Here is an 11,729-nt window from a genome sequence, read left to right as displayed (position 1 = left end):
CATGACCAGCATCGCCGTGCACAAGTTCGGCATCGCCGTGGGCGTCGCCACCGTGGCGATGGGCAGCGCCGACATCACCGATGATATCGCCGCCGCCTTCGACACCAAGCGCAGCATCGCCGAGCGGTTGAAAACTTTCGACGGCGCCGCCGTGGCTACCATCCGCGACCAGACCGATCCGGTGATCATCCCGCCATCTGTGGAAGACGGCAGCATGGAGGCGCGCAAGGTGCCGCGCGCGCAGCTGGTCGGCGTGATCCGCACCCGGCTTGATATGTTGTTCGGCGAAATCGGCAAGGCGTTGTCGGGGCTGGGCTTTGTTGGCCCGCAGGCGCGGCGCATCGTGCTGACGGGCGGCGGATCGGATTTGCGTTCGATCGCCGATTATGCCGGCAGCTATCTGGGTTGCAACGTGCGGGTCGGCCGGCCGCGCGGCCTGACGGGCCTGCCGGTGGCGCAGGAAGGCCCGGCCTTTGCCACGCTGGCCGGGCTGGTATTGTTTGCCCAAACCGATCCGGGCGACGTGTGGCACGCACAGGCAATGGGCCAAGCGCCCTCACTTCGTCGCGGATTTGGTGGAGTCATCGAAAAACTGTGGGGAAGTCTGTGAAGCACCTTTCCACCGATTCGCGTATCAACTAGTCTGAAACTTGCCTCGGGAGACACGACATGCTGGAATTCGCCAAGCCGGAATTGACCGAACTGAAGCCGCGCATTGCTGTCATCGGTGTCGGCGGCGCTGGCTGCAATGCAGTTGCCAACATGATTGCCGCCGATCTGATGGGCGTGGAGTTTGTTGTTGCCAATACCGATGCCCAGCAGCTCGCCATGAGCCCGGCCGGCACGCGCATCCAGCTCGGCATGAAGATCACCCAGGGGCTGGGCGCCGGTGCCCGCCCGGAAATCGGCCGCGCCGCCGCCGAAGAGACGCTGGAACAGCTGGAGAACGCGCTTGAGGGCGCGCACATGTGCTTCATCGCGGCCGGCATGGGCGGCGGCACCGGCACCGGCGCTGCACCGGTGGTGGCCCGCGCCGCGCGGGAAAAGGGCATCCTCACCGTGGGTGTCGTCACCAAGCCGTTCAGCTTTGAAGGCGCCAAGCGCATGCGCGCCGCCGAGGAAGGCATTGCCGAACTGCAGAAGCATGTCGACACGCTGATCATCATTCCCAACCAGAATCTGTTTCTGATTGCCAATGCCAACACCACCTTCAAGGACGCCTTTGCCATGGCGGATCAGGTGCTGCACCAGGGCGTGCGCGGCATCACCGATCTGATCATCATGCCGGGCCTGATCAACCTCGATTTTGCCGATATCCGCACCGTGATGGGCGAGATGGGCAAGGCCATGATGGGCACCGGCGAAGCCAGCGGCGAAGGCCGTGCCATCGAAGCAGCACAAAAGGCCATCGCCAATCCGCTGCTTGACGAAGTGTCGATGCGCGGCGCCAAGGGCGTGATCATCAACATCACCGGCGGCGACGACCTGAAGCTGATGGAGGTGGATGAAGCGGCGTCCTACATTCGCGACATGGTTGATACCGAAGCCAATATCTTTGTCGGCAGCGCCTTCAACAAGGATATGGAAGGCATAATGCGGGTGAGCGTGGTCGCCACCGGCATCGATGCCGCCGCTCGCCCGATGCCGATCCCGGCGCCGCAGAAGAAAACCGCCGCGCCGGCGTTCCTGTCGCAGCCGAGCATTTTCACTATGCCGGCGCCGATCACCTGGCCGCAAGACGAACCGGAGACGGTGGCCGAAGCCGAGCCGGAACCTGCCCTGACCGCGCAAGGCCCGTTGGCCTCGGCGCTTGATCTGCCGGTGGGCGGGGAAGCCGTTGCCCGCGTGCAGGGCACGATCAAAGCCGGCCAGCCAGGTGCCGATGCCGATCAGGACGATGCGATGGACTTGGCCGAAATGGGTGAGCGGGTGGAAACCAGCTTCACCTTCACGCCGATCGCTCCGAATGCTGCCCCCACGGCGCCGGCTGCTGGACCTGCCGTGAGGCCGGAGCCCGCGCCGGCTACGCCCGTTGCCGAAGACCGTCCGCTTACCCTGTTCGAACGCATGATGGGCATGTCGCGCAAGCCGCGTGCCGCGCCGGAGGCGCCGGCCACCCTGGCGCCGCAGCCGGAGCCGCCGCAAACCAGCGACGACGATGTGCCCGGTTTCATGAAGCGGCAGGTGAATCGCTGATACGGGTGCCGAACTTGGCGCCAGGCCTGGCAGTGTGTTCAGCGCTGCGGCGGCAGCGGCAGCGGCAGCGGCACTGGCGCTGACGAGGGGTCAAGCACCCCGGCCAAGAAAGTGCTGGCATCCACCAGCGCACTGGCCTTGCCGCGGAACGGTTTGGACAGGGCCAGCAGGATGCCGATGTGGCCCACATCGGCATAAATCCGCACCTCTGCCCGGCCGCCCAGATCGGTGACGGCGTTGGCCAGGCGCTGGCTGTTGCGCGGCAGCACAGTGGTATCGGTTTCACCGTGCAGCAGCAGCAGCGGCGGCGCATCCGGCCTTGCGAAGTTGATCGGCTGGGTTTCCCGCAAATCGGCCGCGTTGCCCAGCGCCTTGTCGGCCGCGCCGCCGGCCACGAAGGGCAGGAAATCATACGGCCCGGCCAGGCCCACCGCTGCCTTGATCGCGTCTGCCACGCCCCAGCGCCGATCCAGCGCCAGCAACAGCGCGATGTGTGCGCCCGCCGAATGCCCCATCACCGCCATGCGCGCAGGATCGCCGCCGTGGCCGGCAATATTGGCGAGCGTCCACCGCATTGCCGCCGCGCCGTCTTCCACGAACGCCGGCCAACGCACCTGCGGCACCAGTCGATAATCTGGCACCACCACGACAAAACCCCGCGCGCTGAGCGCCCGCGCCGCAAAGCCATAGCCTTCGCGCAAGCCGCTGTTCCAGCTGCCGCCATAGAAAAATACGATCACCGGCAGGTTGGCCCAAGATTGCCCTGGCGCGCTCTTCGGCGCCCACACATCCAGCCGCTGGCGCGGGTCCGGCCCGTATGCGGCGCCGTCCACCAGTTGCTTCACCCCGCCATCACCGGGCGTCAAGCGGTTGAGGCCATTGAGCGCCTTCAGCGGCGAGCACGCTGCTGCCAGTGCGGACAGTGTTGCAGCAGAAAGGAGCGCGCGGCGGGACATCATCAGATCGCGATAAGCGGTTGATGACGGCGGCGCAATTGGCTGGCGTGATGAAGAAAAAGCGTGGCCTCCGGCGGCAGGGTTTTGGCCCCTGGCTGCCGGAGGCCACTGCTTCCCCTTTTTCTCAACCCCGGTTATGCTGCCGGAGACGGACACGGGAGAGCGCGCGATGAAGCTGAACATCAACGGCAAGCCGGTTGAGGTGACCGCTGATCCTGACATGCCCTTGTTGTGGGCGCTGCGTGATGTGCTGGGCATGACCGGCACCAACTTCGGCTGCGGCGCGGCGTTTTGCGGGGCGTGCACGGTGCAGCTGGATGGCGAACCGGTGCGCAGCTGCCAGACGCCGGTTTCGGCCGTGGGCACCGCCAGGATCACCACCATCGAGGGGCTGAGCGCTTCGGCCTGGGGGCGCAAATTGCAGGACGCGTGGGTGGCGCTGGATGTGCCGCAATGCGGCTATTGCCAGGCCGGGCAATTGCTGGCGGCCGAAGCGCTGCTGCGGTCGACGCCCAAGCCCACCGATGCCGATATCGACGGCGCGATGAGCGGCAATCTGTGCCGCTGCGCCACCTATACCCGCATTCGCGCGGCCATCAAACAGGCGGCCGCAGCATGAAGGCTACCCGCCGTGCCGTGCTGCAGGCCGGCGTGCTGGCCGGCGGCGGGCTCAGTTTGGGCTGGCGGTTTTCGGGCGCCCGGGCCAGCGTGCCGGGGGCGCTTTCCGCCTTTGTGATGGTGCGCGCCGATGGCGGTGTGGATATCACCGCGCACCAGCCGGAAATTGGCCAGGGCGTGAAAACCAGTTTCCCGATGATGATCGCCGAAGAACTGGATGTGGATTGGGCGCAGGTGCGTGTGGTGCAGGCGCCGGGCAATCGCGCCGTGTATGGCGCGCAGATTGCCGGCGGATCGAGCGCAACGCCCACCCAGTTTGAACGCATGCGCCGGCTGGGCGCGGGCGCGCGCGCCATGCTGATCGAAGCGGCGGCCACGGGCTGGGGCGTGCCGGCGGCCCAAATCACCACCGCGAGCGGCCGGCTGTATCACAAGGCGAGCAAGCGCGAGGCCGGCTATGGCCAGTTTGCCGAAGCCGCCAGCCGCATCACGCCGCCAAAGCCGGAAAGCCTGGCGCTGAAAGACCCGGCGCAATTCCGCATCCTGGGCAAGCGCGTGCCCGGCGTGGACAATCGCGCCGTGGTCACCGGCCAGCCGTTGTTCGGCATCGATGCGCGCCCTGCGGGGATGGTGTATGCGGCCTTTGCCAAATCGCCGGTGTTCGGCGGCAAACTGAAAAGCGCCAACAAGGCAGCGGCGCTGGCGGTGCCCGGGGTGAAGGCGCTGATCGATGTTGCCGAACGCCGCGACCTGAAGACCGAAATTGATGTGGTGCTGCCTGGCATCGAAGTGTTGCCGCAGGGTATCGCCGTGCTCGCCAACAGCACGTGGGCGGCGCTGCGCGGCCGCGATGCACTGGCGTGTGTGTGGGAGGGCGGCGATGCGGCGTTCCAATCCACCGCCGCATGGGACGTGGCGGCGGCCAAGGCGCTGAAGGATGGCCCGCAAAAGCCCGGCCACATCAACCACGGCGGCGCGCCGGCCAGGCTGGCGGGTGCCGCGATGCGGGTGAAGGCCGATTATGCCTATCCCTTCATCGCGCATGCTGCGCTGGAGCCGATGAACTGCACCGCGCACGTCGCGGACGGCAAATGCGAATTGTGGCTTTCGACGCAGACGCCCGAAGATGCGCGCCGCATGGTGGCACTGGCGCTGGGCATCAAGGTGGACGCTGTCACACTTAATCTGATGCGATCGGGCGGCGGTTTCGGCCGGCGGCTGATGAACGATGTGGCGGTGGAAGCCGCCGTGATCGCCAAGGCGGCCGGCGTGCCGGTAAAATTGACCTGGGACCGGGCGCAGGATTTCGCCCACGATTGGCTGCGCCCCGGCGGCTGGCACCGGCTGGAGGCCGGGCTGGATGCCAAGGGCGACATCATCGCCTGGCACGATCATTTCATCAGCTTTGGCCGCGGCGGTGTGCTTGATCCGCCGGCGACAATCGATGCGTCGTTGTTCCCGTCAGGCGTCATCAAGGATTACCGCGCCGATGTGACGGTGCTGCCGTTTGCTTCCACGCTGGGTTGGCTGCGCGCGCCGATCAACAACGCGTTCGGCTTCATCACGCAGGGCTTCATCGATGAATGCGCGCACATCGTGGGCCGCGATGCGGTGGAATATCGCCGTGCGCTGCTCGGCCCGGCCCGCGCCATCGCGATTGCCGAGGAATTCAGCGGCGAGACCAAGGCCGATGCGCCGGGCACACCCTATCACACCGGCCGCATGCGCGGCGTGCTGGACAAGGCCGCCGCCATGGCCGGTTGGGGCCGCACGCTGCCCGAGCGTTCGGGCCTTGGGGTTGCGTTCCATTTCAGCCACCTGGGCTATTTCGCCAATGTCGTGGAAGCCAGCGTGGCGGCCGATGGCAGCGTGAAGGTTCACAAGATCTGGGTGGCGGCGGACGTGGGCCGGCAGATCGTCAATTTGTCCGGCGCGGAAAATCAGGTGCAGGGCAGCGTGATCGATGCGCTGGGTGCGGCGCTGGGCCAGCGCATCACCTTTGAAGATGGCGCTGTGGCGCAGAAGAATTTCGGCGATTACAGCCTCGCCCGCATGGATATGGCGCCGGCGGTGGAGGTGGCCTTTGTTGCCACCGATTTTCACACCACCGGGCTTGGCGAGCCGGCGTATCCCAGCCTTGCACCGGCGCTGGCCGGCGCGATTTTCCAGGCGACAGGCAAGCGCCTGCGGCAGTTGCCGTTCGATACCAGCCTGCTGACCGCGTGAGGCACATATGAACATCCAGATCAGCCGCCGCAATTTCCTGTTTGCCAGTGCGGCGTTGGGGGGCGGCCTGTATCTGGGGCTGTCGCCGCAGCCGGCGCAGGCCGGGCAGGCCGGGCAGTTGAACGCGTGGGTGGTGATCCCGCCATCGGGCCGCATCCGCATCATGGCCAGCAATCCCGAAGTGGGCCAGGGCATCCGCACCAGCCTGCCGATGGTGATTGCCGAGGAGCTTGATGCCGATTGGGCCGCCGTGGAAATCGTGCCGACGCTGGCCGACGCCAAGCTTTATGGCCGGCAGGTGGCGGGCGGTTCGATGGCGATGACCACCCAGTATGAAAACATGCGCCGGGTGGGCGCAGCTGCGCGGGCGCTGATCTGCCAAGCTGCGGCGAGCGCGTGGGGCGTGCCGATGGCCGAGTTGCGCACCGACAAGGGCCATGTGATGCACGCCGGCAAGCGCGTGCCTTATGGGCAGTTTGCCGCCGCTGCCGCCGCCCTGCCCGCGCCCGACCTGGCGACTGTGGCCGTAAAAGACCCGAAGCAATTCCGCCTGATCGGCACGTTCCAGCCCGGCGTGAACAACCGCGCCATTGTGGCAGGCAGCCAGGATTACGGCATCGATGCAGTGGTGCCGGGGATGCTGCATGCGGCGTTCCACAAATCCGGCGTGCAGGGTGCCAAGGTAAAAAGCGCCAATCTGGACGCCGTGAAGTCGCAGGGCGGCGTGAGGGACGCGTTCATCGTGGTCGGCAGCGATGATTATGAAGGGCTGGCCAGCGGCGTGGCGATCATCGCCGACACGACGTGGCACGCCCAGCGCGCCCGCAGTGCGCTGAAGGTGGAATGGTCAGACAGCGCGGCCGCTTTTCAGTCAACGGCAGGGTGGGCAAAGCTGGCGGCCGAAGCCAAGGGCAAGCCGCCGGGCATGGCGGTGCACGCCAGCGGCGACGTGAACGCGGCGATGGCACGGGCGGCCAAACGCGTCACCGCCGATTATGCCTATCCGTTCATTCCGCACGTGCCGATGGAGCCGATCAACTGCACCGCGCATGTAGTGGGCGACAAGGTGGAGATCTGGGCGCCGACGCAAAATCCGGAACCTGGCCGCGCTGCCGTGGCGAAAACGCTGGGCGTGCCGCTGGAAAACATCACCATCCACATGATGCGCGTTGGCGGCGGTTTCGGCCGGCGGTTGCAGAATGATTACATGGTCGAAGCTGCTGCCATCTCGCGGCAGGCCGGCCGGCCAGTGAAGCTGACATGGACGCGCGAAGACGACATTACCCAGGATTTCCTGCGCCCTGGCGGCTGGCATTTCCTGACAGCCGGGCTGGACGCGGCCGGCCGCTGTGTGGCGTGGGACAATCATTTCATCAGCTATGGCCGGGACGGCAAGTTTGCCCGCGCCGCAGGTATCGGCGCATCCGATTTTCCGGCCGGGATCGTCGATGATTTCCGGCTGGGCGCGACGGTGCTGCCGCTGATCCACACCACCGGTTTTCTGCGGGCGCCGGCCAACAACGCGTTTGGTTTCGTCACGCAGGGTTTCATCGACGAGCTGGCGCATGCGGCCGGCGCCGATCCGGTGCAATATCGCCGCGATTTCCTGGGGGCACCCCGCATCATCGGCGATCCCAAATCGCGCGGGCCGTATGATACCGGCCGCATGCGCGCCGTGCTCGACAAGGCCGCCGCCATGGCCGGCTGGGGGCGCAAGCTGCCCGCACGTTCGGGACTGGGGGTGGCGTTCCATTTCAGCCATCTGGGCTATTTCGCCAACGTGATCGAAACGGCGGTATCGCCCGCTGGCGAGGTGAAGGTGGTGAAAATCTGGGCTGCCGGCGATATCGGCCGCCAGATTGTCAATCCCGCCGGCGCGCTTAATCAAGTGCAGGGCAGCATATTGGATGCGCTGGGTGCCTGCCAGAACCACGCCATCACCTTTGCCGATGGCGCTATCGAACAGCGCAATTTCGGCGATGTGCCGATGCTGCGCATGGATCAGGTGCCGCCGATCGAGGTGGCTTTCCTCACCCCGGACCATCCGGTGACGGGGCTGGGCGAGCCGGCCTATCCGGCAGTGGCCCCGGCGCTGGCCAATGCGATCTTTGCGGCCACCGGCGTGCGGCTGCGGCAGATGCCGTTCGATATGGCGCTGCTGAAAGCCTGAAATCGTCACAGCACTGCCACATTGGCTTGGCAGTGAGCGGCGATGGATTACACGCGTTTGATTTTCAGCTTGCTGGCCGCCGCCCCAGCCGCCGCGCAGGATGTGCAAAGCTGGACAACCCTGGTTGCGCAGGGGCCGGTGGACGGAAAATTGCTGGGCTGGGCCGAGGTGCAGGGGCGCTTTTCGCACGATATCAGCCGCTTCAGCGTGGGTATCGGCCGGGTAGGCATCGGCGTGCGGTTGCAGCGTGATATCGATCTGATGGCTGGCTATCAGTTCCAGCATAATGATTTGGGCGGTGGCCGGACCAGCGATGAACATCGTTTCTGGCAACAGGTGCAGATGCCGGTGATCAGGCAGGCGAACGGCTTTGTGCTGGTGAGCCGCTGGCGGCTGGAGGAGCGCACCGTCGTGGGCGGCGATGATCTTGGCTGGCGGCTGCGCATGCAGTGGCGCGTGCAGAAGCCGTTGAACGGCAAGGGTAGCGCCGGGCCATTGCTGCAGAGCGAAACATTTTTCGCGCTGAACAGCACGGATTGGGGTGCGCGGGCCGGCTTTGATCAACAGCGCAGCTTCATCGGCTGGATCCAGCCGCTGAGCCCGCACCTCAATCTGGAGGCGGGCTATATGCATGTTTATCTCAACCGGCCGGGCCGCAATCCCGGCAACCATGTGCTCAACGTCACGCTCAATCGCCGGCTGGGGTGAGCAGGTCAGCGCGGGTGGGTGGCGGCAGTTTGGGCCTTGAATTCGACATCGACGCTGCCGGCCTTTTCAAAGTGCAACCGCGCCTTGATGCGGCGGCCTTCGGGCAGCGGTGATGTCAGGCCGATGAACATCACGTGCAGGCTGCCGGGGGCAAAACTGATCCTGGCACCAGCCGGGACGGGCACGCCGCTGGCCCGGGCGCGCATCTGCATGACATTGCCGCGTTGCACCGTGCCGTGGAGATCGGAACGGGCGGCGGCAGTGGTGGTGACCGACAGCAGCCGATCGGGCGTTTTTCCGGTGTTGGTTATGGTCAGGTAACCGGCGCCGGTTTTGGATACCGGGCTGGCCACCCGGATCACCGGGTGATCGATGCGCAGCGCGCCGGCCCGATAGTCGTGCGCCGCCAGCGGTGCGGCCAGAATGAGGGCCAGGGCAAGGGCGGGCCCGCAAGGAACGAGGATCCTCATCAATTGCTGGTAAGGCCCAGCGCCTTCACGTCGGCAGTGGCGGCGGCGAGATCGGCGTGGGCGACAATCTGGCGGAAAGCGGCATCCAGCCGGCGGGCCTGGGCATCGGCGGCGGCTTCCTCGCGGATGTTGACCAAGAAGAAATCCGACGCGCCTTCCTGAAATCGCCGGCGCTCGGCCCGCGCCATGGCAAGCGCGCGGTCCTGTTCGTCGATGGCGATGCCCAGCAGACGGCGGGCCTGGCGGGCGGCGATGGAAAGCCCCATGATTTCCGCGCGTATCTGATCCTCGATCAGGCGGCGGCGCTGCTGGATACCATCGAGATCGGCGCGGGTCTGGCCCAGCCGGCCGCGCGCGACACGCTGTTGCAGGGGAACAGACAAGGTGAGGCCCAGCTTGCTTTCGGTGCCGGTATAGGGCCGACCACCCACCCCGGCATCGCCAACATACTGGTTGACCTCCGCCCTGAGGTCGAGCCTGGGCAAAAAGCTGTTGCGATCAAGCAGCAGCCGGGTGCGGGCCTGGGCGATACGCACATCAACCAGCCGCAGATCAGGGCGATTTTCCAGCGCCGCGATCACATCTTCGGCAATCGGCAGCGGCTGCGGCAGCCGGGACGGCAGCCGATCGGCGCCGGGCAACTGCGGGTTGCCATCGGCATCGCGCCAGAACAGCGACAGCCCCACAGCTGCCTGTTCCAGCGCCTGTTCGGCCTGAACGACCAGTGTTTGCCGGCGCAGGATATTTTGTTCGTTTTCCGTAAGCAGGATCGCCGGGCGCAGACCTTCTGTCACCTGGCGCTTGAAACCGCCCTGGCGGTCGAGCGCCAGCTGCAACAAATCCTTGAACACCCCGGCGCGTTGACCGGCGATCACCCAGCTGTTCCAGGCGGCGATGGCGCGGGCCTGCACGCCGATGGCCACCATCAATCGATCATTGTCGGCCAGCACGACATCACTGGTTGCGATGGCGCGGTTGAAGCGGCGATCATCGATGTCACGGTCACGCAGCAGCGAAAACAGCGTGCCGGCGGTGATGCGGCCATAGCGGGCAGTATAATCATTGGCGCCGTAACTGGGGAACGTGCCGCGCGAAAGATCATAGCCGGCATAGGCATTGCCGCCATTGGTGGCCAGCGGCTGCATCACCCGCACGCCGGCCTGGGCACCGTCGTAAAAGCCGGTGGGCCGCGTATCGAGCGCGGCGTTGAACAGCGTATCGAATGCGCCTTCGGCGGTCAGCACCCGGCTTTCGGCCCCGCGCACCCGGGCCAACGCTTCGAGCACCTGGGGTGCGTGGAAGCGGCTGGCGGCCAGCACCTCTTCGAGGGTGAGCGGCGTGGTGGCAGCCGGCAGCGGCAGCGCCGCAGTGCGCGCATCGGATTCCAGCGCGCGGCTGGTTTGCGAAGACGGTGCGGACAGCACTTGGGCAGGCAACTGGGCTTGCGCCTGCCCAGCGGGTAGCGGCGCCGCCATCGCTGACAGCAGCCACAGCAGCAGCACCTTACTTGGCGGATTGGCCGGCATCGTTGCCCTTTTCGGCCTTCATTTCGCCGTTCATTGCAGGTTCGGCGCCGGGGCGGGTGAACTGCAGCGGAAAATCATTGAGCAAGCGCCACAGTTCGAACCAGATCGGCACGGTGTTCATCTGCACCCAGCCGCGCACCTTGGCGCCCAGCCGCACGGCGCGTTCGTCGGGCCAGGGATCCCGATCGGGGCTTTGTGTGACCAGGATACGGAACAGGCCGTTGGGTGAGGCATTGAGATCGATGGCCGCCACCTGCCCATCGAAATAGCCCTTGGCCACCGACGGCCAGCCGGAAAACTGGATGGCCGGCCAGCCTTCGAATTCCAGGCGCACCCGGCGGCCAACGTGGATGAGCGGGATATCGCGGCCATCCATGTACATTTCCACCACGCGCCGCGACTGTTCGGGGACGAAGGTGGCGAGCACGTCGCCCTGTTTGATGATGGTGGCGCTATCGATGCTGTTGACGCGCATGATGCGGCCGTTGCGCGGCGCCCGGATCAGCTGTTCCGATTGGCGGCGCAGGTTGGAATCGATCTTGTTGATATCCGCGCGGCTCGACGCGAGCTTGGCGGCGTAATCGGCGACCTTGATCTGCGCCAGTTCCATGTCGCGCCGGGCTGCCAGCCCTTCGGCGTACAGCGTTCGCATGCGCTTCACGTCGCGCTGCGCAGTGGCCATGGCGGCATCAGTAGCAGCCATTTCCGCCAATTTCTGGCCGCGTTCGGCAGCCAGGCGGCTGAGGAAATCGGGATCGATGTCGATCACCCGCGCGATGGGATCACCGGCCCTAACGCTGGCACCGTCGGTGACATACCAGCGATCAAGCCGGCCCGGCACCAGCGCGGTGATGTTCTG

At 66.0% G+C, this 11,729-nt stretch carries 10 protein-coding genes; 6 read left to right on the top strand and 4 right to left on the bottom strand.

Annotation, left to right across the window (positions count from 1 at the left end; genetic code table 11):
- Together ACESL8_RS11750 and ftsZ are read left to right on the top strand one after the other, a co-directional pair.
- A partial coding sequence (locus tag ACESL8_RS11750; RefSeq protein ID WP_372919067.1) for a cell division FtsA domain-containing protein occupies nt 1-610 on the top strand: 610 nt, incomplete at its 5' end.
- Nucleotides 611-669: 59 nt separating this feature from the next.
- Complete coding sequence (gene ftsZ, locus ACESL8_RS11745; protein WP_372919065.1) at nt 670-2,196, top strand: cell division protein FtsZ; 1,527 nt, start codon at nt 670-672, stop codon at nt 2,194-2,196.
- A gap of 38 nt (nt 2,197-2,234) precedes the next feature.
- Here the strand turns inward: ftsZ and ACESL8_RS11740 are convergent, their stop codons facing one another.
- Nucleotides 2,235-3,155 carry an alpha/beta hydrolase gene (locus tag ACESL8_RS11740; protein WP_372919063.1) on the bottom strand — a complete coding sequence of 307 codons (921 nt, stop codon included), beginning with the start codon at nt 3,153-3,155 and terminating at the stop codon, nt 2,235-2,237.
- 166 nt (nt 3,156-3,321) lie between these two features.
- Between ACESL8_RS11740 and ACESL8_RS11735 the strand changes: the two genes are divergently transcribed.
- From ACESL8_RS11735 to ACESL8_RS11720, 4 genes are read left to right on the top strand one after another with little or no spacing between them, the layout of a single operon-like run.
- Entirely contained in the window at nt 3,322-3,771 is a 450-nt protein-coding gene (locus ACESL8_RS11735; protein ID WP_372919061.1) for a (2Fe-2S)-binding protein, read from the top strand.
- Complete coding sequence (locus ACESL8_RS11730) at nt 3,768-5,996, top strand: molybdopterin cofactor-binding domain-containing protein (protein ID WP_372919059.1); 2,229 nt, start codon at nt 3,768-3,770, stop codon at nt 5,994-5,996. The genes ACESL8_RS11735 and ACESL8_RS11730 overlap by 4 nt, the downstream gene beginning before the upstream one ends.
- Before the next feature lie 7 nt (nt 5,997-6,003).
- Entirely contained in the window at nt 6,004-8,166 is a 2,163-nt protein-coding gene (locus tag ACESL8_RS11725; RefSeq protein WP_372919057.1) for a molybdopterin cofactor-binding domain-containing protein, read from the top strand.
- Nucleotides 8,167-8,208: 42 nt separating this feature from the next.
- The gene (locus ACESL8_RS11720) at nt 8,209-8,874 is read left to right on the top strand and encodes a DUF2490 domain-containing protein (protein ID WP_372919055.1); all 666 of its coding nucleotides are present in this window, start codon (nt 8,209-8,211) and stop codon (nt 8,872-8,874) included.
- A gap of 5 nt (nt 8,875-8,879) precedes the next feature.
- Here the strand turns inward: ACESL8_RS11720 and ACESL8_RS11715 are convergent, their stop codons facing one another.
- From ACESL8_RS11715 to ACESL8_RS11705, 3 genes are all read right to left on the bottom strand, one after another.
- The gene (locus ACESL8_RS11715) at nt 8,880-9,344 is read right to left on the bottom strand and encodes a copper chaperone PCu(A)C (RefSeq protein ID WP_372919053.1); all 465 of its coding nucleotides are present in this window, start codon (nt 9,342-9,344) and stop codon (nt 8,880-8,882) included.
- A complete protein-coding gene (locus ACESL8_RS11710) occupies nt 9,344-10,870 on the bottom strand; it encodes a TolC family protein (protein WP_372919051.1) in 1,527 nt (508 codons plus the stop codon). Before ACESL8_RS11710 ends, ACESL8_RS11715 begins: the two co-directional genes overlap by 1 nt.
- Nucleotides 10,848-11,729, bottom strand: an 882-nt coding sequence (locus ACESL8_RS11705) for an efflux RND transporter periplasmic adaptor subunit (protein ID WP_372919049.1), incomplete at its 5' end; no start/stop codon positions are given. The genes ACESL8_RS11710 and ACESL8_RS11705, both read right to left, overlap by 23 nt.

Origin of the sequence: Sandarakinorhabdus sp. (assembly GCF_041689835.1) — a bacterium.
Lineage (GTDB): Bacteria > Pseudomonadota > Alphaproteobacteria > Sphingomonadales > Sphingomonadaceae > Sandarakinorhabdus.
Note: the sequence above shows the minus strand (reverse complement) of the source record. Positions and strands in the feature narration are given on the sequence as shown.

Bases quoted from the DNA above. Each gene is read 5' to 3' on its own strand.
- ACESL8_RS11740 (WP_372919063.1), bottom strand. From the start codon at position 3,155: ATGATGTCCCGCCGCGCGCTCCTTTCTGCTGCAACACTGTCCGCACTG.
- ACESL8_RS11735 (WP_372919061.1), top strand. From the start codon at position 3,322: ATGAAGCTGAACATCAACGGCAAGCCGGTTGAGGTGACCGCTGATCCT.
- ACESL8_RS11720 (WP_372919055.1), top strand. From the start codon at position 8,209: ATGGATTACACGCGTTTGATTTTCAGCTTGCTGGCCGCCGCCCCAGCC.
- ACESL8_RS11710 (WP_372919051.1), bottom strand. From the start codon at position 10,870: ATGCCGGCCAATCCGCCAAGTAAGGTGCTGCTGCTGTGGCTGCTGTCA.
- ACESL8_RS11730 (WP_372919059.1), top strand. From the start codon at position 3,768: ATGAAGGCTACCCGCCGTGCCGTGCTGCAGGCCGGCGTGCTGGCCGGC.
- ftsZ (WP_372919065.1), top strand. From the start codon at position 670: ATGCTGGAATTCGCCAAGCCGGAATTGACCGAACTGAAGCCGCGCATT.
- ACESL8_RS11725 (WP_372919057.1), top strand. From the start codon at position 6,004: ATGAACATCCAGATCAGCCGCCGCAATTTCCTGTTTGCCAGTGCGGCG.
- ACESL8_RS11715 (WP_372919053.1), bottom strand. From the start codon at position 9,344: ATGAGGATCCTCGTTCCTTGCGGGCCCGCCCTTGCCCTGGCCCTCATT.